This window comes from Knoellia tibetensis, from assembly GCF_048606415.1.
GTDB classification, from domain to species: Bacteria; Actinomycetota; Actinomycetes; order Actinomycetales; family Dermatophilaceae; genus Knoellia; species Knoellia tibetensis.
Genome location: NZ_JBMBWF010000001.1, coordinates 1266702 through 1288103 on the forward strand (window position 1 = coordinate 1266702; position 21402 = coordinate 1288103).

Sequence of the window (21402 nt, forward strand, 5' to 3'; positions counted from 1 at the left end):
CGCGACCGCGATCGGGGTGGCCCTTCGTCGTGCCCGTCGCGGTACCGGGCGGTAGCCGGTGAGAATGGCGCGTGTGACCGAACTCCTCGCCCGGGACGAGACCCGCGGCCGCCTCACCCTCACGGCCGTGACCCTCGGGTCGGGCATCGCGATCCTCGACGGCTCGGTCGTCAACGTGGCCCTGCGCACCATCGGCACCGAGCTCGACGCCTCGCTCGAGCAGCTCCAGTGGGTCATCAACGGCTACATGCTCGCCCTCGCCTCGCTCGTCCTCGTCGGGGGCGCGCTCGGCGACCGGCTCGGCCGGCGGCGCGTCTACCTCGTCGGGATGGTGTGGTTCCTCGTCGCGAGCGCACTCTGCGCCGTCGCGCAGACGCCCGGCCAGCTCGTCGCCACCCGGGTCCTCCAGGGCATCGGCGGCGCCCTGCTCACCCCCGGCGGGCTCGCGATCATCCAGTCGGCCTTCCGGCGCGAGGACCGCGCCGCGGCGATCGGCACGTGGGCGGGCCTGTCCGGCATCGCCGCCGCCATCGGCCCGTTCGTCGGTGGCTGGCTCGTCGACAACGGCGGCTGGCGCTGGATCTTCGGCATCAACGTGCCGCTGTGCCTCGGCGTCATCGCCCTCACCCTCTATGCGACGCCGGAGTCCCGCGACACCGAGGCGACGGGCCGCGGGTTCGACGTCCTCGGGGCGGCGCTCACGGTGCTCGCGCTCGGTGGCCTCACCTACGCGCTCACCGCGTCGGCGACGATGAGCCGGCCGCTGCTCGTCGCCGTGTCCGTCCTCGCCGTCGTCGCGGCAGTGGCGTTCGTCGTCGTGGAGTCGCGCGCACACACACCGCTCGTCCAGCTGTCGCTCTTCGGCGACCGGGTCTTCTCCGCGGCCAACGCGATGACCTTCGTTGTCTACGGCGCGCTCGGCGTCGTCTTCTTCATCCTCGTCCTCCAGCTCCAGGTCTCCGCCGGCTGGTCCGCGCTGTCGGCCGGGCTCACCGGCCTGCCCGTGACGATTGCACTCATGCTGCTGTCGTCGCGGGCCTCGCAGCTCTCCGAGCGGATCGGGCCGCGGATCCCGATGTCCGTCGGGCCGGTCGTCTGCGCGGTCGGCGCGCTCCTGCTGCTGCCGGCCGGGCGCGGCGCGACGTGGTGGACCGTCCTCCCCGGGCTCGTCGTCTTCGCACTCGGGCTCGCACTCCTCGTCTCCCCCCTCACCTCGACCGTCCTCGCCGCCGCCCCCGACCGGTATGCCGGTGTCGCCAGTGGCGTCAACAACGCCGTCGCCCGCGCCGGCTCGCTCCTCGCCGTGGCTGCCCTGCCGGCGCTCGTCGGGCTCTCCGGCGACGACTACCAGCAGCCGTCGGCGATGACGTCGGGCTTCCGGGCCGCGATGGTCGTGTGCGCCGTGCTGCTCACCACCGGCGGCATCGTCAGCTGGTTCGGGCTCGCCGGCACCACTCCCCAGCACACCCCCGATCCCGACCCTGACCCCGTGCGTGCCTAACTCGCCAATTCCTCCCGTTCGGCACATCCCCGTGCGCGCCCAACTCGCCAATTCCTCCCGTTCGGCACGCCCGCCCCCTGAACGGATGATGTAGGAATCTTCCGCTGGTGCATTACCGACTGTAGGGTTTCTCCGGTCCGCCCCCTGCGACGCACCCGAAGGCACAGGAGATCGACGATGATCCGCATCGCCCGCCCGTCCGCACCCGGAAGCCTCGCGGCCCTCGCAGCCGCCTCCCTCGTCCTCGTGGCGGCGTGCTCCAGCGGCGCCACGAACGGCACCGGCTCCGGCGCCGAGGCCAATGCCGAGCCGGGCAAGCCCGGGGGCACCGCCGTCTTCGCGATGACGAGCGACCCCGACACCCTCATGCCCTGGAAGGCCACGCAGTTCCAGGCCGTCAACGTCCTCGGCACGGTCTACGGCACCCTCACCGAGTACGACAGGAACCTCGGCACGGTCCCTGGCCTCGCCGAGAAGTGGGAGCCGTCCGCGGACGGCAAGACCCTCACCCTCACGCTCCGCAAGGGCGTGAAGTTCACCGACGGCAGCGAGTTCGACTCGGCCGACGTGAAGTTCTCGCTCGACGCGATCCGCGACGAGAAGACCGCCGCCGTCGCGCGCAGCGCCCTCGCCAACATCACCGAGGTCACGGCCACCGACCCCTCGACTGTCACCCTCGCGCTCTCCGCCCCTGACGCCGCCCTCCCCGCCGGCCTCGCCAGCGTCAACGTCGCGATGCTGCCGTCCGAGACCGCCGACGCGGCCGCGATGAGCGCGCTCGAGACCAAGCCCAACGGCACCGGGCCGTTCACGTTCGAGAGCCGCACGCCGTCCCAGTCGGTCAAGCTCAAGCGCAACGACGCCTACTGGGGCGAGAAGGCCCTGCTCGACGGGATCGAGTTCCGGGTCGTGCCCGACGAGAACGCCATCGTCACCGCGCTCAAGTCCGGCAACGTCCACCTGGCGGCGATCAACGACCCGCTCGTCGCCCGGACCGCCGAGGGCGGCGACCTGACCGTCACCAAGACGCCGCAGCTGGGCTACCACGCGCTCCAGCTCAAGTCGACGAGCACGACCCAGCCCGCCCTCGCGGACCTCGACGTCCGGCTCGCCATCCAGTGCGCGGTCGACCGGCAGCAGGTCCTCGACACCGCGGCATACGGGGAGGGCGAGGTGACCGGCCCGATCACGGCACCGGAGTACAAGTCGGACCCGACCAAGCGCCCGTGCCCCAAGCGCGACGTCGCCAGGGCCAAGGAGCTGCTCGCCAAGGCCGGCAAGCCCGCGCTCACCCTCAGGACGATCGTCAGCCAGGGCGAGTACGCGACCTCGGTCAACGAGGCCCAGAACCTCAAGAGCCAGCTCGCCGAGGCCGGGATCACCCTTGACCTCGAGGTGCTCGACATCTCCGCCTTCGTCGACCGCTGGGTCGCGGGTGACTTCGAGGCCGCCGTCGCGCTCAACGGCGGTCGCCCGGACCCCGACACGATGTACGGCCGCTACTTCACGAGCAAGGGCAACCTCCAGGCCGTCGCCGGCTACTCCTCGCCCGAGCTCGATGCGCTCTTCGCCGAGGGCAAGGCGACGCAGGACGAGGCCAAGCGCAAGGAGGTCTACGCCAAGGTCTCGCAGCACCTCGAGGACAACGCGGCGTGGGTCTGGCTCTTCACCGGCAACTCCTACACCGTCGCGTCGTCGAAGGTCGGCGGCTTCGTGCCCATGAGCAACGGCAGCCTGCAGTCGCTCCGCACGACGACCATCCAGTGACCTCGACGGCAGTGACGGCACACACCCTGGGGAGGTTCGGCTGGCGCGTCCTCGCGATCGCGTCGACGCTGCTCGGGGTGGCGCTGCTCGTCTTCGTCATGCTCCGCGCGATCCCGGGCGACCAGATCACGGCGTCGCTCGGGACGGAGGCGGCCGCGCTCACCCCCGTGCAGCAGGCCGCGCTGCGCGAGTACTACGGCATCGACCAGCCGCTCGTCACCCAGTTCGTCTCGTGGCTGGGCGAGCTGCTCTCGGGCAACCTCGGCTGGTCGGTGCGCTCCCGCACGAGCGTGGCGTCGCTGACCGCGGCCGCGCTGCCGGTGACGCTCGAGCTCGCGGCGCTGTCGATCCTCGTCGCGCTGCTGCTCGGCATCCCGGTCGGCATGCTCGCCGCCGGGGCACCGAACACGTGGCGCGACGGCGCGGGTCAGGCCCTCGCGCTCCTCGGGCTGTCCGTGCCGGCCTTCCTCCTCGCGAGCTTCCTCCTCACCTATGCCGCCTCCGGACTCGGCTTCAACCCCAACGGACAGCCGTATGCCGTCCCGTGGCAGTCGGTCTCGTCGCTCGGCCTCAACCTGCAGCAGATGCTCCTGCCCGCGCTCACCCTGGGGTTCGGGATCGCGGCGCCCATCGCCCGCACGACCCGGACCGCAGTGCTGTCCGTGCGCGACGAGGACTTCGTCCGCACTGCGCGCGCCAAGGGCGTCGGTGAGCGGAGGCTGCGTCGCCGCCACGTCCTGCGCAACGCGCTGCTGCCGGTGACGACGATGACCGGCCTCCAGCTCGGCTACCTCCTCGGTGGCGCCGTCGTCATCGAGCAGATCTTCTCGCTGCCCGGCATCGGGCGGCAGGTGCTGCTCGGCATCCAGCAGAAGGACTACGCCGTCGTGCAGAGCACCGTCCTCGTCATCGCGCTCGCCTTCGTGCTCGTGAACCTCGCCACCGACCTGGCCTACCGGGTCGTCGACCCCCGGGTGCGCGCGTCGTGAGCGCCGAGGCGACCGGAGCGGCCGGAGAGCTGTCCGTCGACGTCACATCGGCCCCCACCCGGCCGTGGCACCGCCTGCGACGCTCGGTCCCGGGCGTGCTCGGGCTCGTCGTCATGGGCGTGCTCCTCGTCGTGGCCGTGCTCGCCTGGCTCGGCGTCCTCCCCCACGACCCCATCGCGCAGGACGCGCCGAACCGGCTCCAGCGGCCCTCGGGTGCCCACTGGTTCGGCACGGACCAGTTCGGGCGCGACGTCTTCTCGCGCGTTGCCGCGGGTCTGGCGAACTCGGTGCTCATCGCGACCGTGGCCGTCGCACTCTCCGCCGTCGTCGGCACCCTCGCCGGAGTCGTCGCGGGCTACCTGCGGGGCGCCGTCGACGCCGTCACCGGCGGCGTGGCCAACGTCCTCTTCGCGTTCCCGCCGCTGTTGCTCGCGCTCACCCTCGTGTCGGTGCTCGACCGGACGTGGTTCACCGTCGCACTCGCGATCGCCGTCGTCTATGTGCCGATCTTCTTCCGGGTCGCGCGCGGGCCGGTGCTCTCGCTGCGCGAGCAGGACTTCGTCCGGGCCGCCGTGAGCACGGGCCAGAACCCGTGGGCGACGATGGCGCTGCACGTGCTGCCCAACATCAGCGGGCTCGTCATCGTCCAGACGGCGCTGTCTCTCTCGTGGGCAGTGCTCACCGAGGCGTCGCTGTCGTTCCTCGGCCTCGGCACTCCGCCTCCGGCACCCTCGCTCGGCTCGATGATCTTCGAGTCGCGCAACATCGTGTCGATCGCGAACTGGACGATGATCGCGCCCGGCATCGTCGTCGTGCTCCTTGTCGCCGGGCTCAACCTCCTCGGCGACGGACTGCGCGACGCCTTCGACGTCAAGGGACGGGACTGACGCATGACGACACCCACGACCACCATGCGCTGGCTGGGCCTCATCTCGGGCACCTCGCTCGACGCGGTCGACGCCGTCGTCGTCGAGCTCGGGCTACGCGACGACGTGCTCGAGGCCCGCGTCGTCGGTGGGCGCTCGACGCCCTACCCGCCCGAGCTCCGCGCCCGGCTCGTCGCGGCACTGCCACCCGGCCCGTGCACCGCGCACGAGCTCACCCAGCTCGACACCCTCGTGGGGCGGCACTTCGCGACGGTGGCGGCGGAGGTGGCCGACGAGGTCGGCGGCGTCGACGCGGTCTCGAGCCACGGCCAGACCGTCTACCACTGGGTCGAGGGCGGTCACGCCCTCGGGACGATGCAGATCGGCCAGCCGGCGTGGATCGCCGAGCGTCTCGGCGTGCCCGTCGTCAGCGACCTGCGCGCGCGGGACGTTGCGGCACAGGGCCACGGCGCCCCCCTCGTGCCCCTCCTCGACGTGCTGGCGCTCGCCGGTGCCGCACGAGAGGCGGACGGGGGCGCGCGTCCCGAGGTCGTCGCCGCGCTCAACCTCGGGGGCATCTCCAACATGACCCGCGTCGAGCGCGACGCGGACGGCCAGGTGCGCATCACGGCATACGACATCGGTCCGGCCAACGGGCTCGTCGACGCGGTCGTCACGGCTCGCGGTCTCACGCCGGTGGGCTACGACGTCGGCGGCGAGATCGCCGCGAGCGGCAAGGTCGACGAGGACCTGCTCGCCGACCTCATGTCGGACCCCTACTACGACCTGCCCGCGCCGAAGTCGACGGGCAAGGAGTACTTCCACCTCGACCACGTGCGAGCAGCACTGGGCGACAACCAGATCGGCGACGCCGACCTCGTCGCGACGCTCACCCGGCTCACCGGCGAGGTCGTCGGTCGCGAGCTCCTGCGCGCTCGGGTCACACGCGTCCTCGCCTCGGGCGGTGGCTGCGACAACCCCGTCCTCATGGCTGCGCTCGCCGACGCCGCGATGGGCGTGCGCATCGACACGACCGAGGACCTCGGGATCCCGACCGACCTCAAGGAGGCGTTCGCCTTCGCGCTCATGGGGTGGGCGACGTGGCATGGGCTGCCCGGCAACGTCCCCGCCGCCACCGGCGCCTCCGGGCCGAGGGTGCTCGGTTCGCTGACGCCCGGCGTCGAGCCGCTCCGCCTGCCCGAGCCGCTGACCGACCTGCCGCGAGCGCTGGTGGTCGTGCGGTGACCCTCATCCGCGCCGCCACCGCCGGGGACCTGGCGGCGGTCCAGGACGTCTTCTGGCAGTGCTGGACCCGCTCGTATGCCGTCTTCGCACCCACGTCGGCCCTCTCCGGGTTGTCGCGGGCCGACGCCGACGCCCTCTGGGCCGACGCGCTCGGTCGCGACGAGATCCTCGTCGCGACCGACGACGACGGCCGGGTCGTCGGGGTCGTGCGGTTCACCGCCTCGGACGACCGGCTCGCCGTGCACTCGCTCTACGTCGCGCCCCAGGCGCAGGGTTCGGGCGTCGGTGGTCGCCTGCTCGACGCCGCGGACGCAGCAGCGGGCCGAGTGGCCGGGGCCGACCTCTGGGTCCTCTCGGACAACGCACGCGCGCGGGGCTTCTACGCCTCGCGCGGCTGGCTCCCGGACGGTGGCACGCGCACCGACGACCGCATCCGTATGCCGGAGGCCCACCTCACCCGGACCGACCCCGGAGGGGCCGCCCGGGTGCTGGTGGGCCGCGGTGTCTGCGTCGACGCCGGCGAGAACCCGCCCGCCGGCGCGGTCGTCGGCGTCTGGTCGCACGAGGGCGCGGACGTGTGGGCCGCCGGTGTCCGCGACACCTCGGGTGCGCCGATGACGGCGGACACCGTGCACGACCTCGCCTCGGTGACGAAGCTCGTCACGACGTGCGCGGTGATGGCGCTCGTCTCCGCGAGGCGGCTGGACCTCGATGCGCCGGTGTCACAGCACCTCGCATGGTCGGGGGCGGACCCCACGCTGCGCGACCTGTTGCGCCACCGCGCCGGGCTGCTGCCGTGGCAGCCGCTGCACCACGTGGCGCGCTCGCGGGACGAGGTGCTCGCGCTGCTGCCCGGGCTGCCGCGGGGTGGTGGCGTCGACGAGGCGTTCGCGTACTCGGACCTGTCGTTCATCGCCCTCGGCGCGGTCGTCGAGGAGGTGACCGGACTAGGCCTCGACGAGGCCGTCCGGTCGCTCGTCACCGAGCCGCTCGGCCTCGGCCTGCACTTCCGACCTACAGGAGGGCCGGGTAGTGCAGTGGGCGAGGACGCCGGGGGCGGAGCCGCCTGGGGTGGAGCCGGCGGGAGGGAGGCTGCCAAGGGCGGAGAGTCGGCGGCCGGAGGCCGCGCGGGGGTGGCCGCGTCGGCGCTCGACGAGGGCTGGGAGGAGCGGATGATCGCGACCGGAGAGCCCTATCCCGTGCACCTCCGACCAGACCCCGCGATCCCGCCGGTCGTGAGGCGCGCTCCCGTCCACGGGAGCGTGCACGACGCCAACGCCTTCCACGCGATGGGTGGGGTGTCCGGCCACGCCGGACTCTTCGGGTCCGTCCCCGACCTGTTGGGCCTCGGTCGCGTGCTCGTCGACACGAGCCACGGGCTGTGGAGCGACGCCGTCGTCGAGCAGTTCACGACAGCCGGGCCTGACCCGCTGCAGGGACTGGGCTTCCGCCTCCGGCCACTGGGCGCCGACGGTGAGCAGCGCCTCGCCTGGCACCCCGGGTTCACGGGTATGGCGCTGGGCGTCCGGCTCGGCGGCGAGCCCAAGGTCCTCGCGATGGCGACGAACCGGCACCTGCACGACGGCACGCCCGTCCCGACCGACCGGCTCTGGGAGCGCGTGCTCCAGGCCGAGCTGCCACTCGAGGAGGCGCCCCGATGAGCGACCCGCACCGCACCGCCGCAGGCTCCATCACGACCTCCGCCGGCGGGGGCTCAGCAGACCAGCCGGCGCTGAGCATCAGCGACCTGCACATCGGCTTCCGGTCCCGGCGCGGGCTCAGCCCGGCGGTCCGGGGCGTCTCGTTCGACATCGCGCGCGGCGAGACGCTGGCGCTCGTCGGTGAGTCCGGGTCGGGCAAGTCGACGACGGCCGCCGCGGTCAACCGGCTCCTGCCCGACACGGCCGAGATCAGCAGCGGGCACATCGTCGTCGGCGGGCGGGACGTGGCAGCCCTCGCCCCGCGCGAGCTCCAGGCCCTGCGGGGTGCGGGCATCGGCCTCGTGCCGCAGGACCCGATGACCAACCTCAACCCGGTCATGCGGGTCGGGGACCAGGTCGCCGAGGCGTTCGAGGTCCACGACCTCGCGACGGGCGAGGGCGCCCGCGACCGTGCCGTCGAGCTGCTCACCGCCGTGGGCATCGACGACGCGCGAGAGCGGGCCCGGCAGTACCCCCACGAGTTCTCCGGCGGCATGCGCCAACGCGTCCTCATCGCGATGGGGCTGGCCTGCAGGCCCGCCCTGCTCATCGCCGACGAGCCGACGTCGGCCCTCGACGTCACCGTGCAGCGGCGGGTCCTCGACCTTCTCGACGGGCTCACCGACGAGCTGGGCACCGCGGTCCTGCTCATCACCCACGACCTCACCCTCGCGGCCGAGCGCGCCGACCGGGTGGCGGTCATGCAAGCCGGTGAGATCGTCGAGATCGGCAGCGCCCAGGACGTCATGCACGCCCCGCAGCACGACTACACCAAGCGCCTGCTCGCGGCCATCCCCGGCACCACGGCCACGCCTCGCGGACCCGTCGCCACCCTGCGCGGACCGGGATCCACCGCCGCGACAACGCCGGCACCCGGGGGTCCGGCCCTCGTCGAGGTCCGCGACCTCGTCAAGGTCTACGGAGGCGGGCGCGGGTCCCACGCGCTGCGTGGGCCGGCATACACGGCGGTCGACGGGGTGAGCCTGACGATCCCCGCGGGCCGGACGGTCTCGGTCGTCGGCGAGTCCGGATCCGGCAAGTCGACGGTCGCCAACATGCTGCTCGGGCTCGTCGAGCCGACCTCGGGCACGGTGCTGGTCGACGGCCAGGAGCGCGCCGGCGGACGCCGGGCGCTCAAGGCCGTCCGTCGTCGCGTCCAGCCGGTCTTCCAGAACCCCTACGCCTCGCTCGACCCGCGGTTCACGGTCGGGCGCAGCATCTCCGAGCCGATGGCGGTGCACGGCATCGGCGACAGGGCGAGCCGTCGGCAGCGCGTGGCCGAGCTGCTCGAGCAGGTCGCCCTGCCCGCCGACGCCGCCGACCGGCACCCGCACCAGCTCTCGGGCGGTCAGCGACAGCGGGTGGCGATCGCGCGTGCCCTGTCGCTCGAGCCGGATCTCGTCGTCCTCGACGAGGCGGTGTCCGCACTCGACGTACTCGTCCAGCAACAGATCCTCGAGCTGCTCGCCCGGCTGCAGTCCCAGCTCGGGCTGGCCTACCTCTTCATCAGCCACGACCTCGCCGTCGTGAGGATGATCTCCGACGAGGTGCACGTCATGCAGCGCGGTCGGATCGTCGAGTCCGGTTCTCCTGAGGCGCTCTTCGGCGATCCGCGCGAGGACTACACCCGGGAGCTGCTGTCGGCGATCCCGAAGGGTGCCTAGCCCGGACGCGAGCCGTCGAGGAGCGACTCCGTCACGAACTCGGCGACCTCGCGGTGCCACGTCGCCGCGTGCCGCAGCATCGAGTGGCCCTCCCCCTCCACGGGCCGCCACGTGACGTCGGCCCCCTTCGCGCGCAGCTCCTCGCCGAGCCGGATCGTGCGCGCGGGGTCGGTCGTCCGGTCGTCGACACCGTGCATGAGCAGCACGCGCAGCCCCGGTCGACCGGGTCGGGGGTCCCCGGCCTCGACCCACGGGGCAAGCCCGACGAGGGTCGTCACATCGGGCTCGCCGGCGAGCGAGGTCGCGACCCGGCCACCCATGGAGTGGCCGATGAGCGCGACGGGCAGGCCGGCATACCTCTCGCGGATGCGCTCGAGCGCCCAGCGGGCGTCGGTGAGCGGGGTCTGCTCGACGCCGTTCCAGCCGAAGTAGCGGTTCTTGAGGCGGATGACGGCGAGCCGGTCGCCCGCCCGGCGCTCGATCGCCCTGGCGAAGGGCCACATGCGCAGCACCGGACCGTCCCACCACGGCATCGGGCCGAAGCCCTTCTCGCCACCGCCGTGGAGGACGAGCGCGACGCCCTCGGGTGATGGCGGCATCGTGCCGCGCAGGTCGTGGGCGACGAGCCGGTCGAGGGGGTCCTTCACGGGCGCTCGCCCACGCCGACCTGGGCGACGAGCCACGCGGCATACGCGGCACTGGCCTCGACGATCGGCACGGCGATGATCTCGGGCGTCTCGTAGGGGTGGACCTCGCCGACCCGGTCGAGGATCGCGTCGAAGCGGGAGGCGTGGGTCTTGGCGAGGACGAGGTGCTCCTCAGCCGTCGTCACCTCGCCGTCCCACCGGAACGTCGACGTCATGGCGGGCAGGACCTGCGCGCAGGCGGCGAGGCGCTCCTCGACGAGGAGACGGGCGATGCGCGAGGCGTCGTCGGCCGGGGCCGCGATGCGGACCTCGAGCAGGCTGCTGCCGCCGGACACGTCAGACCTGCGTGCGGTGGAAGTTCTTGAAGCTGCGGCTGGCGGTGGGTCCGCGCTGGCCCTGGTAGTGCGAGCCGTACTTCGAGGAGCCGTAGGGGTTCTCGACCGAGCTCGAGAGGCGGAAGAAGCAGAGCTGGCCGACCTTCATGCCGGGCCAGAGCTTGATGGGCAGCGTGGCGACGTTGCTCAGCTCGAGGGTGACGTGGCCGGAGAAGCCCGGGTCGACGAAGCCCGCCGTCGCGTGGGTGAGCAGGCCGAGACGGCCGAGGCTCGACTTGCCCTCGACGCGGGCCGCGACGTCGTCGGGGAGCGTGACGGTCTCGTAGATCGAGCCGAGGACGAACTCGCCCGGGTGGAGCACGAACGCCTCGTCCGGGTCGACCTCGACGAGGCGGGTGAGGTCGGGCTGGTCCTCGGACGGGTCGATGTAGGGGTACTTGTGGTTGTCGAAGAGCCGGAAGTAGCGGTCGAGGCGCACGTCGATGCTGCTCGGCTGGATCATCTCCGGGTCCCACGGGTCGAGGACGACCCGTCCGTTGTCGATCTCGGTCCTGATGTCACGGTCGCTCAGCAGCACGACGCCACAGTAGTCGGCGGGGACGCCGCGCGTCCGGTGGGCAGCCGCGCTGCCCACCGGACGTCAGGTCGCTCCGAGTCAGTGCGCCTGCGTGGGGTCCGCGCCGACGTGCGCGTCCGCCGGGATGATCCGGGTCGCCACCGCGGTCACGAGCGAGAGTGCCGCGACGACCACGAGGACGACGACGTATGCCGGCCCCAAGAGGTCCGTGGGCACCGATCCGCTCTGCCGGCCGGCCACCTCGAAGAAGAGCGTGCCGAGCGCGGCCGCGCCGACCGCGTTGGAGAGCTGCCCCGTGGTGTTGAACTGGCCCGAGGCCGCGCCCGCGTGGCGCCCCTCGACGTGCATGAGCCCGAGCGGGGCCGTCGACGAGACGACGAAGCCGAACCCCGCGCCGATGACGACGATGCCAGGGACGAAGACCCAGAAGCTCGTCGTCGAGGTCGCGCCGACGACCGCGACGGCGGTGAGGCCCGCGCCGAGCGCCATGACGACCGCGCCGAGGCTGAGGACGGCCCGACCGATCTTCGGCATGAGCACGGCCGCGCCCAGGCCGGCGGTGACGGTGCAGACGACGGCGAACGGGATGCCGACGAGCCCGGCCTTAAGGACGCTCCAACCGAGCCCGAGCTGGAAGTAGAGCGTGTTGGCGAGGAAGTAGCCGGCGCTGGCGACGAAGAGGAGGGCGCCGACGACGGTCCCGCCGGTGAAGGCCAGTCCGGCATAGAGCTCGGTCGCGATCATCGGGTCGTCACCACGACGGCCCTGCTTGTGCTGGGAGCGCACGAGCGCGGCGAGGACGACAACGCCGGTCGCCATGACGGCATACGTCCAGGTCGGCCAGCCGAGCTCGTGACCCATGACGAGCGGGTAGAGCACGGCGAGCAGGCCGGCGGACAGGATCGCGGCGCTGCGCAGGTCGATGCGCGGGGCGCGGGCGGCGCGCGACTCCGGGACGAAGCGGAGCGCGGCGAGGAGGGCGAGGACGCCGATCGGGACGTTGACGAGGAAGACCCAGCGCCAGCCGGCCGCCTCGGTGAGGACCGCGCCGAGGATCGGGCCGAGGACGGCGGAGATGCCGGCGAGGCCGGAGAAGATGCCCATGGCGGTGCCGCGCTCGTGCGGGGCGTACATCACCTGGATGCTCGTGAGGACCTGCGGCACCATCGCCGCCGCCGCGACGCCCTGGAGGACGCGGAAGGCGACGAGCGCCTCGATGCCCGAAGCGAAGCCGCACGCGGCCGAGGCGACCGTGAACCCGACGAGCCCGACGAGGAAGAGCCGGCGACGACCGAACCGGTCACCGAGCCTGGCGCCGGTGATGAGCGAGACGCCGAACGCGAGCGGGTAGGCCGCGACGACCCACTGGAGCATCCCCGAGCTCGCGCCGAGGGCCGACTCGATCGTCGGGAGGGCGACGTTGACGATCGTGATGTCGATGAGCTCCATCATCGAGGCGAGGAGCAGGCTGACGAGGGCGAGGGTGCGCGCACGGCCGCTGATCGGGGTGTCGAATCCTGCGGTCTGGGTGTCGGCGGCGGGCGCGTCGGTGACGGGCGCGTCGGTGACGGGCGAGGTGGCTGCTTCCGGAGCTGTTGCTGTGGTCATGGGAATGACGCTATTGAGCATTCCGGCCACTTTCTGTCCGCTGTGTCTGGGACTCTCGATCCATGGCCAACACGAGCTCTCGCACCCTCCGGCTGCTGTCGCTGCTCCAGACCCACCGGTTCTGGCCGGGTGGCGAGCTCGCGTCCCGGCTCGAGGTCTCGGAGCGCACCCTGCGCCGCGACATCGACCGGTTGCGCGAGCTCGGCTACCCGGTCTCCTCGTCCCGCGGGGTCGAGGGCGGCTACCAGCTCGGGGCAGGTGGGTCGATGCCGCCGCTCGTCGTCGACGAGAACGAGGCGATCGCGATGGTCGTCGCGCTGGGGCAGACGGCATCGGCGCAGTCGGGTGCCCTGGCCGACTCGACGCTGTCCGCCCTGTCCAAGGTGGTGCAGGTGCTGCCCGCCCGGTTGCGTCGCCGGGCCGAGGCCCTGCGTTCGGTGACCGTCGACGCGCCGTTCGCCGAGGCGCCCGAGGTCGAGGCGTCGGTGCTCGGCGCGATCGCCCAGGCGATCCGGGACTCGGAGCGGATCCGGTTCTCCTACACCGCTCGTGGCGGCGCTGCTGCCGGTGAGGAGGCACGACGTCACGTCGAGCCGCACCAGCTCGTCACCGTGGGGAGGCGGTGGTACCTGCTGGCCTACGACCTCGAGCGGGCCGACTGGCGCTCGTTCCGGCTCGACCGGCTGAGCGAGCCGCAGGGGACGAAGTCGCTCTTCCGCCGGCGAGAGATCCCCGGTGGCGACGCGGCGGCATACGTGCGGGCGGGGTTGCAGGGACGCACCGAGGCGCACCGCCTGGTCACGGTCGTGTCCGCACCGGCGAGCGAGATCGAGCAGCGGATCGGCCGGTGGACGACGGTGACCGACCTCGGCGACGGACGCTGCCGGGTCGAGGCCGAGGCGCGGGAGCTCGGGTTCCTGCTGCTCGGGATGGGGCTCGCCGGCGCTCCGTTCGCGGTCGAGGAAGCCGACGCGGAGGTGCGCGAGGCGATGGCGTCATGGGCGTCGAGGTTCGCGGCGGCGACTGCCGACGGTGGCCGCGAACCGGCCGGGACGGTGGGCTAAACTCTCGTCCGCGCCCTCGAACGGGGGCGCTTGCCGGTGTAGCTCAATGGTAGAGCGCCAGCTTCCCAAGCTGGACACGCGGGTTCGATTCCCGTCACCGGCTCCACCACGGCTCGAATGGGTTCCGCTCGACGCACGCCGGCTGGGGAGGTGTACAGGGCTACCCCCGGCCGGGGTGGCCCGAGCGGGCCTCGTCCATGACCAGGCGCGCGGTGGCACCGAGGGGCTCACCGAGTGCGCGAGCGAGCGCCACGAGGGCGTCATAGGCGTCCGCCATGTCGAGGGAACGTATCTCGGCCAGGGCCCCCTTGGCCTGCTCGACCACCGCCCGGTCCCGCAGCGCCTCCCTCAGCCCTTCGACGACGTGGTCGGGACCGAGGGCACGGGCAGCGAGGACCAGCGTGAGCGCGTCGCCCAGTGCGCGACAGTCGAGGAGGTCGTCACCGAAACCCTCCGGCTCGTTCCTGAAGACATTGAGGGCGCCGAAGGTGCCTCCGTGCCACAGGAGTGGGACGGCGGCCACTGCAGAGAAGCCGGCCCGCAGGATGGTCGGACCGGTCACGGGCCAGCGGTCCACCAGCAGGTCACGCCCGCAGGCCTCGTCCAGCCGTCCGCTGCGGATCGCGTCCAGGCACGGGCCCTCGTCCACCTGGGCCTGGTACCCCTCGAGCTCCTCGGCCCGGTGCGACGTGGCGGCGAGCACCTCGAGGTGCCCGTCGACCTCGACGAGCACCGCGGCCGCGTCGGCAGGAAGCGCCTCGAGGATCCCGGCGAGCAACGAGGCGAGCGCGCCGGTCACGTCGAGGTCGGCCGCCACCATGTCGGCGTTGGCCCTCGCCAGCACGTGGGACACGCTCATGCGGCTCATGATGTCTCGATCTCCTGGTCGGGGGAGGCGGCGAAGCGCAGCCTCCGTGTGACGACGGCCTGCGCACTGGCGCCGACGCTCTGGTCGTTGGAGTAGGCATGGGCGCGGATCAGGGCGAGGGCATCGGCCTCGGGGACGTGGAGCTGGGCGACCACCATGCCGGTCGCCTGATGCACCTCTGCGCGCTCCGACCACGGACCGTTGTCGATGAACGACTGCGTCGGCACGTCGGCCAACAGCGCGGCCGTGACCGCGCGCGAGACGATGCCGGCCACCTCGAGGTCGATGCTGCGCCCGAGACCGCGCTGGTAGAGCGTGAGGACGCCCACCACCTCACCCGTCGGCCCGAGGGGCAGCGCGTGGACGACGAGCGGAGCCAGGTCGGGGACCGAGTCGAAGCGGAGCAGTGGCCAGGAGCCGAGGCGGTCGTCGGCGTCGACGAGCTCGAGGTGCCGGTAGGCACCCGTGGTGAACGCGTCGGGCCCCGGCCCCTGACCGGTGACGTCCTGGGCCTCCTCCAGGATGAGCGCCGTGTCGTCCGTGGCGCACAGCGTCACGCGCTCGGGCTGGGTGTAGGCCATGGTGATGGCGGCGCCGTCGCAGTCGAGGACGCGCGCGGCCGAGCGACCGAGTCGCAGGGGGAGGGCGACGCCACGGTCGGCCCCCTCGACGAGACCGCGAGCGAGGGAGGTGAGGATGTCGTCGACGTCCACCGCCGGTCACCTCCTCGAGTCGGGACCGGATGGGTCACGTTGCACCCGCAACGTTACGCGGGTGCACCCCGGTTCGACGTGCGGCTCCCCGACGAGCTCGGGCCGCGGACCACCCTCACCAGGGTCGGAGAGACGGGTCGTGCACCGCGGCATCCGCCAGAACCTCGAGCGAGGCGTAGGGCCCGTGCCTCACCACGCGGACAGCGAGGTCGGCCACCGTGACGTTCGAGTGCTGGCTGGTCCGCCGCAGGAGGTCCCACGCACGGTCGAGGTCGACGTCCTCCGTCGCCATGATGATCCCCAGCGCCGCCCCGATGCGCCGGCTGGTTCGCAGGGCGCTCTCGAGCTGGTCCGCGCGACGGCGCTCGTCCAGCCCCCTCACGGACGCGGCCGCCACGGCACCGAGCAGGGCAACCACCGGCTCGTGCTCCGGCAGGAAGGCCGACCGGCTCCGGGCATACCCCGTGAGGACGACGCTCACCCCGTCACCCAGCTGCACGACGTGGGTGAGCAGGCTGTTCAGTTCCAGCTCTTGGCAGGCACGACGGCCGAACTCAGGCCACGGACAGTCGCCGTCGAGTGCATCGACCCGGACGGTGCCCGTCGCCGAGCCGACCCCCGAGGCGGGGCCTTGACCCGTCTCCTGTTGCAGACGGTCCGCGGACCTGGACGTGTCGTCCGTCGTGGCGAGGGTGGTCACCGCGCCGCCCCGGACGACGGGAGAGGGAGGCATGGTCGGCGTCGACCGCGCGACGGACCACCGCGCAGAGCACGTCGGCATCCGCCTCGTCCCCGGTCACGCGCTGGAGGGACCCGGTCACCGCGCTGAGGCCCTCGACGATGCGGCGCCCGGTCTCGCTCTCACCGTCGCCCATGGCACACCTCCTCTCGCGGTGGCAAGGAGGCCGAACGCAGACCTGCGGCAGCTCCCACCATTCAACCCGCGGAGCAGCGGTCGCACAACCATCACATGGGCCCGCTGCCGTCGTCATCAGCCGCGGCGCGGCCACACCACCGGTGCATGACCCTCGTCGGTTCGGTGTCGGCCGCGAGAAGCCGGCGACCCCCTCAGGTGACGGTGATGAAGCCCGGGCTGTCGGGCAGCTGCGACGGCGTGAGCGTGATCTGGCCGTTGCCCTCGTGCTGCGAGCCGGGCGACACGTAGGACACCCAGTGGGTGAGGTCCTCGACCGCGACCTGCAGGTGGTACTCGTCCGGCGGCGTGCCCTGGACGACGTCGACGGTGAACCGCCACACCCCGTCGCGGCTGGTCCCCGACACGAGCCGCCCCTCGGACACCGGCAGCTCGACGTACGAGTCGGACGTCTGCGCACCGACGAACACGCTCACCCTGCTGACGCCCTCGACGTCCTTCGCGGCCACGTCGATCGTCACCGTCGAGGGACCGGCCATACCGTCGACGGTGTGCGGGTTGATCCGCACCGTCGCCACCGACGGGGCGTGCGAGTCGCCGACGCCGACGACGCCGAAGCGACCGCCCTTGCCCGGGAGCAGCTCACCCATCACCGGCGGGTTGGCCTCCTGCCAGGCGTGCATGTCCGGACCGTCCCAGTAGGTCGTGCCCCAGCGCGACGAGGCGTCCTCGACCCACGCCGAGAGGTTCCACGTGCCGCTCACCGAGCCCTTGGGGATGGTGACGTCGGTCCGCCACCAGCCGTCGCGGATGGTGCCGCTCACGAGCTCGAGGTTGGAGCAGGCACCCGCCTGTCGGAACCCGTCCGCATAGAGGTGCGAAGGGCAGATGTAGGTGCTCCAGGGCGCGGCGCCGGCCACGTCGTCGAGGATGCGCACGGCGGCCCCGAAGGTCCTCTCGCTCGTCCGCACGTCCACCGTCGTCGCACCGACCCAGGAGTCGACGACCTTCGGGGCGCTGCGGTCGGGGTTGCGCGACACGACCTTGAGCGCGTCCCGGAAGTCCGCGCTGGAGTGGCGACCGACGCGGTCCTTCATGAAGGCGTTCACCATCATCGACCCCGACTCGATGTAGCGCGGCACGTTGAGCGTGCCCGTCCACCACCCGTCGCGGATCGTCCCCGACTCGAGGCTCGCCATGCCTCCGTTGGCGTAGCCGGTGCCGTCCTCGTACTGCGCGCCCACCTGCACGGTGAGCACACCCGTGTCGTCGGTGACCCGGACCCGGTAGGTCACGAGCGCGTAGTCGTTCGTGACGTCGACGGTGCTCGGTGAGAGCGAGAGGTCGCGCGCCCCCGCCTTCTCGACGTCGGTCTTGCACGAGTAGCGGACATCATCCGTCGCGACCTCGCACCAGTTCGTCCCGCCACCGCCGGAGAGCAGGTCGCGGTCCGAGCCACCGACGAGGTCGTCGTTGCCGTCGTTGCCATAGATCGTGTCCGTGCCCGACCCGCCACTCACGGTGTCGCCGTCCGCGCCACCGACGATCGTGTCGGCCCCCGTCCCACCCACGAGCTTGTCGGCACCGGTGCCGCCATCGACCCAGTCGTTGCCGTCACCGAGGTCGACGAAGTCGTGGCCAGCGCCCGAGAGGACGACGTCGGCACCGCTCGCCGTGACGATGATGTCGTTGCCGACGCCACCCTCGATGCGGTCGTTGTCCTCCTGCCCGCTGAGGGTGTCGTAGCCGTCCTGCCCGTAGATCGTGTCGGCGCCCCGCCCGCCGTAGACCTTGTCGGTCCCGACACCGGCGTCGATGACGTCGTTGCCCGACCAGCCGTAGATGACGTCGTTGCCACCCAGCCCGCAGATGACGTCGTTGTATGCCGTGCCGTGGATCGTGTCGTTCCAGGGCGTGCCCACCTTGGTGCACTTCACGCCACTGCTCGTGTAGGTCGCGGCCTGGGCTGCCGGGGCGAGCGCCACCGCTCCCACGGAGAGGGTGCCGAGGCACGTCAGGGCGGCGATGAGGGTGGTGCGCACAGCGGCCTACTTCCACGCGTGGTCGATGGAGGCCAGCCACGTCGCCGATCCCCCCGCAGGCGGATCATAGGGCCGCGACGACCCACCCATCACCCACTTGGCGAGAACCCGCCACCCTCTCGCTGCTCCACCCAGAGGTGACATGGCCGACCGACCGGAAAAAGGTACAGGTGCCGAACGCGCCGCTCGGACTCCCGAGGTCGGTCCCCCCTCACCCTTGACCGACCTGCCGGGCCAGTGCACCTAGTCAGGCGAAGCATCGAACGACACATCGATTGGGTGATTGCCGCCAACGGCTCCGCGGCATAGACCGATCCCAGAACCAACAAGCGAGTCCGCGAACGAGCACCACTTCGCGAAGGCCGCCCCGAACGAGCACCGACGTCAACGACTCGACGGCCCGGCGGAGGGCAGCGCACCTGCGGATCACTCGAACGTCGCGTGGCCGGCCTCGGCACCGCGACCGTCAGTCAGTGTTGAACGCAAGGCGGTAGACCAATGAAACTCATCAGCGCACCCCTGACATCGACCATCGCGTCGATCGTGCTCGTCCTCGGAGCCGGCTCGGCGTCGGCGACCGGCACCGGTCCTGCGTTCAGCCACTCGCCCACCCACGGGCCCGTCAACACCACCATCACCCTCACCAACGGTGGATGCAGCGACGAACAGCTTGCCGGCGATGCCATCGCGTTGTTCCGGGCGTCGGACAACGCGTTGGTCTCTGCCCGGGTGCAGCTCGGCAACGACCCCGCCAACCGTCGTCCGTGGTCCACGACCCTCTCGGTCACCCCGACCCTGCTCACACCGGCCAACGTGGAGCAGCCGACCACACCGGGCGCCTATGTCATCGCCCTGTTCTGCAACATCGGTTCGTCCTTCCGGTTCCCCGGGCATCCCGACCCCGCAACAACACCGGCGACGGCCGATCTGACCAAGCCCTTCACCGTCGACACGACCGCGTCGACACCGGGCGCCTACCAGGCCCTTTCGCCCACCCGGCTCCTCGACACGCGCTCCGGCATCGGCGCAGCCAAGACAGCCGTCCCAGCCGGCGGCACACTCCACCTCCAGGTCACCGGCCGCGGCGGCATCCCGACCTCCGGTGTCTCGGCCGTCGTACTCAACGTCACCGCGACCGCCCCCACCGCTCCCGGCTACGTCACCGCGTACGCCGACGGCACCACCCGACCCACGGCCTCCAACCTCAACTTCACCAAGGGACAGACCGTGCCCAACCTCGTCCTGGCCCCCGTGGGCGCCAACGGCAAGGTGGCCCTGTTCAACGGATCCAGCGGAACCGTCCAGCTCATCGCCGACTCCTCCGGATACTTCGTGGCAGGCACACCGACACCCCCCGGCTCCTTCGGCGTCCTGGCCCCCACCCGGCTCCTCGACACGCGCTCCGGCATCGGCGCAGCCAAGACAGCCGTCCCAGCCGGCGGCACACTCCACCTCCAGGTCACCGGCCGCGGCGGCATCCCGACCTCCGGTGTCTCGGCCGTCGTACTCAACGTCACCGCGACCGCCCCCACCGCTCCCGGCTACGTCACCGCGTACGCCGACGGCACCACCCGACCCACGGCCTCCAACCTCAACTTCACCAAGGGACAGACCGTGCCCAACCTCGTCCTGGCCCCCGTGGGCGCCAACGGCAAGGTGGCCCTGTTCAACGGATCCAGCGGAACCGTCCAGCTCATCGCCGACTCCTCCGGATACTTCAGGTCGCCCTGAAGTCGAGAGGTCAGGCGCCCTCGGCGCGCTGGGGCGGGTAGGGCGTGAACATTCCGTCGGGAAGGCCGGCGACGACCGGTCCGACGGCGGACTCGGCACCCTCGACGAGCTCCTCGGGCACGGTCCCGGCCGGCAGCCGCAGCGCTTCGGCGAACGCCGAGGCATCCTTGGGCCGCTTCTCCGGAAGCTTGGCCAGACCGGAGAGAACGGTGGTGCGCAGCGGCTCCGGCACCGACTCGGGCAGCTCGGGCGCCGGCTGCCCCACGTGCGCGAGCGCCGTGACGATCATCGACTCGCCGGCGAACGGCCGGCTGCCCGTGAGCATCTCGAACCCGACGACCGCGAGGGCATAGATGTCACTGGCCGGCGTGGCGGGACGACCCTGGACCTGCTCGGGCGAGAGGTAGTGCGCGGTGCCGAGCATCTCGCCGGTCTGGGTCAGGGCGGAGCCCGCCATCGCCTTGGAGATGCCGAAGTCGGTCAGCCGTGCGTAGCCTTCGTCGTCGACGAGGATGTTCGCCGGCTTGACGTCGCGGTGGACGACACCGGCGTCGTGGGCGGCCTGCAGCGCGGAGGCCGACTGCTGGAGGATGTCACTCACGTCGTCGGCGGGGAGGGGGCCCCGCTCGCGGATGACGGTCGACAGCGGCTGTCCCTCGATGAGCTCCATGACGAGGAACGCCGAGTGGTCACCCTCGCCGAAGTCGTGGACGGTGACGATGTTGGGGTGCTGGAGGGCGGCGGAGTTGACCGCCTCGACCCGGAACCGCTCGATGAAGGTCTCGTCGCTGCCGGCGTCGGGTCGCAGGACCTTGACGGCGACGGTTCGCTGCAGCCGCTCGTCGAGGGCGCGCCAGATCTGGCCCATCCCGCCCTCGGCGATGACCTCCTCGAGGCGGTAGCGGTCGGAGAGCAGCAGGCCGGGCGCGTAGTTCACGAGCGGGGACCGCGGACGCCGACGGCGAGGGAGGCGCCGGGCGTCGAGAGGCAGGGGCGAGCGGGGTTCACAGAAGTCCTGGCAGGCTGGGCGCCCTCCACAACGGAGGGACGTATGCCCACCATTGTCGCAGGTCGCGGCCCTGTCGAGGACAACACGAACCCACGGCTTCGCGGATCGGGTACCCGGGCGACCACACCACGGCGCTGGGCGGACGGCATACGAGCACGAAAGCGGCGTATGCCGTGCGGCAGGGTGTCGTCCGCCCGCGACC

The 21402-nt window shown here is 72.0% G+C and carries 18 protein-coding genes and 1 tRNA gene; 10 read left to right on the plus strand and 9 right to left on the minus strand.

Going from position 1 to position 21402, the window contains the following annotated elements; all coding sequences use genetic code 11:
- Nucleotides 1-64 precede the first annotated feature (64 nt).
- From ACOJV7_RS06050 to ACOJV7_RS06080, 7 genes are all read left to right on the plus strand, one after another.
- The gene (locus ACOJV7_RS06050) at nt 65-1501 is read left to right on the plus strand and encodes an MFS transporter (protein WP_420189230.1); all 1437 of its coding nucleotides are present in this window, start codon (nt 65-67) and stop codon (nt 1499-1501) included.
- 177 nt (nt 1502-1678) lie between these two features.
- The gene (locus tag ACOJV7_RS06055; RefSeq protein WP_420189231.1) at nt 1679-3268 is read left to right on the plus strand and encodes an ABC transporter substrate-binding protein; all 1590 of its coding nucleotides are present in this window, start codon (nt 1679-1681) and stop codon (nt 3266-3268) included.
- Entirely contained in the window at nt 3265-4257 is a 993-nt protein-coding gene (locus tag ACOJV7_RS06060) for an ABC transporter permease (RefSeq protein WP_420189232.1), read from the plus strand. Before ACOJV7_RS06055 ends, ACOJV7_RS06060 begins: the two co-directional genes overlap by 4 nt.
- Nucleotides 4254-5144: an ABC transporter permease gene (locus tag ACOJV7_RS06065; protein ID WP_420189233.1), complete on the plus strand. Its 891-nt coding sequence runs from the start codon at nt 4254-4256 to the stop codon at nt 5142-5144. Before ACOJV7_RS06060 ends, ACOJV7_RS06065 begins: the two co-directional genes overlap by 4 nt.
- 3 nt (nt 5145-5147) lie before the next feature.
- A complete protein-coding gene (locus ACOJV7_RS06070) occupies nt 5148-6368 on the plus strand; it encodes an anhydro-N-acetylmuramic acid kinase (RefSeq protein ID WP_420189234.1) in 1221 nt (406 codons plus the stop codon).
- Nucleotides 6365-8029: a GNAT family N-acetyltransferase gene (locus tag ACOJV7_RS06075; protein ID WP_420189235.1), complete on the plus strand. Its 1665-nt coding sequence runs from the start codon at nt 6365-6367 to the stop codon at nt 8027-8029. Before ACOJV7_RS06070 ends, ACOJV7_RS06075 begins: the two co-directional genes overlap by 4 nt.
- Nucleotides 8026-9732 carry an ABC transporter ATP-binding protein gene (locus tag ACOJV7_RS06080; RefSeq protein WP_420189236.1) on the plus strand — a complete coding sequence of 569 codons (1707 nt, stop codon included), beginning with the start codon at nt 8026-8028 and terminating at the stop codon, nt 9730-9732. The genes ACOJV7_RS06075 and ACOJV7_RS06080 overlap by 4 nt, the downstream gene beginning before the upstream one ends.
- On the opposite strand, the gene ACOJV7_RS06085 is transcribed toward ACOJV7_RS06080, so the two are convergent.
- From ACOJV7_RS06085 to ACOJV7_RS06100, 4 genes are all read right to left on the minus strand, one after another.
- Nucleotides 9729-10379, minus strand: a complete 651-nt coding sequence (locus tag ACOJV7_RS06085) for an alpha/beta hydrolase (RefSeq protein WP_420189237.1) — start codon at nt 10377-10379, stop codon at nt 9729-9731. The genes ACOJV7_RS06080 and ACOJV7_RS06085 overlap by 4 nt on opposite strands.
- Nucleotides 10376-10714 carry a divalent-cation tolerance protein CutA gene (gene cutA / locus ACOJV7_RS06090; protein ID WP_420189238.1) on the minus strand — a complete coding sequence of 113 codons (339 nt, stop codon included), beginning with the start codon at nt 10712-10714 and terminating at the stop codon, nt 10376-10378. Before cutA ends, ACOJV7_RS06085 begins: the two co-directional genes overlap by 4 nt.
- A gap of 1 nt (nt 10715) precedes the next feature.
- Nucleotides 10716-11291 (minus strand): dCTP deaminase, encoded by a 576-nt coding sequence (dcd, locus tag ACOJV7_RS06095; protein WP_420189239.1) that lies wholly within the window; start codon nt 11289-11291, stop codon nt 10716-10718.
- Nucleotides 11292-11369: 78 nt separating this feature from the next.
- Nucleotides 11370-12899 carry an MFS transporter gene (locus ACOJV7_RS06100; RefSeq protein ID WP_420189240.1) on the minus strand — a complete coding sequence of 510 codons (1530 nt, stop codon included), beginning with the start codon at nt 12897-12899 and terminating at the stop codon, nt 11370-11372.
- Nucleotides 12900-12961: 62 nt separating this feature from the next.
- Here ACOJV7_RS06100 and ACOJV7_RS06105 point away from each other — a divergent pair, with 62 nt between their 5' ends.
- The gene (locus ACOJV7_RS06105; protein WP_420189241.1) at nt 12962-13963 is read left to right on the plus strand and encodes a helix-turn-helix transcriptional regulator; all 1002 of its coding nucleotides are present in this window, start codon (nt 12962-12964) and stop codon (nt 13961-13963) included.
- Between the two features lie 32 nt (nt 13964-13995).
- Nucleotides 13996-14069 (plus strand) — tRNA-Gly (locus ACOJV7_RS06110).
- Between the two features lie 54 nt (nt 14070-14123).
- On the opposite strand, the gene ACOJV7_RS06115 is transcribed toward ACOJV7_RS06110, so the two are convergent.
- From ACOJV7_RS06115 to ACOJV7_RS06130, 4 genes are all read right to left on the minus strand, one after another.
- Nucleotides 14124-14822 (minus strand): GAF and ANTAR domain-containing protein, encoded by a 699-nt coding sequence (locus ACOJV7_RS06115; protein ID WP_420189242.1) that lies wholly within the window; start codon nt 14820-14822, stop codon nt 14124-14126.
- A 5-nt stretch (nt 14823-14827) separates the two neighbouring features.
- Entirely contained in the window at nt 14828-15544 is a 717-nt protein-coding gene (locus ACOJV7_RS06120; protein ID WP_420189243.1) for an ANTAR domain-containing protein, read from the minus strand.
- 115 nt (nt 15545-15659) lie between these two features.
- Nucleotides 15660-16277: an ANTAR domain-containing protein gene (locus ACOJV7_RS06125; RefSeq protein WP_420189244.1), complete on the minus strand. Its 618-nt coding sequence runs from the start codon at nt 16275-16277 to the stop codon at nt 15660-15662.
- Between the two features lie 335 nt (nt 16278-16612).
- Nucleotides 16613-18460, minus strand: coding sequence for a calcium-binding protein (locus tag ACOJV7_RS06130; RefSeq protein ID WP_420189245.1), 1848 nt, complete (start codon nt 18458-18460; stop codon nt 16613-16615).
- 498 nt (nt 18461-18958) lie between these two features.
- On the opposite strand from ACOJV7_RS06130, the gene ACOJV7_RS06135 reads away from it, so the two are divergent.
- On the plus strand, nt 18959-20191 hold the full coding sequence (locus ACOJV7_RS06135; RefSeq protein ID WP_420189246.1) for a hypothetical protein: 1233 nt from the start codon (nt 18959-18961) through the stop codon (nt 20189-20191).
- Between the two features lie 10 nt (nt 20192-20201).
- On the opposite strand, the gene ACOJV7_RS06140 is transcribed toward ACOJV7_RS06135, so the two are convergent.
- Entirely contained in the window at nt 20202-21128 is a 927-nt protein-coding gene (locus ACOJV7_RS06140; RefSeq protein WP_420189247.1) for a serine/threonine-protein kinase, read from the minus strand.
- Between the last annotated feature and the right edge of the window lie 274 nt (nt 21129-21402).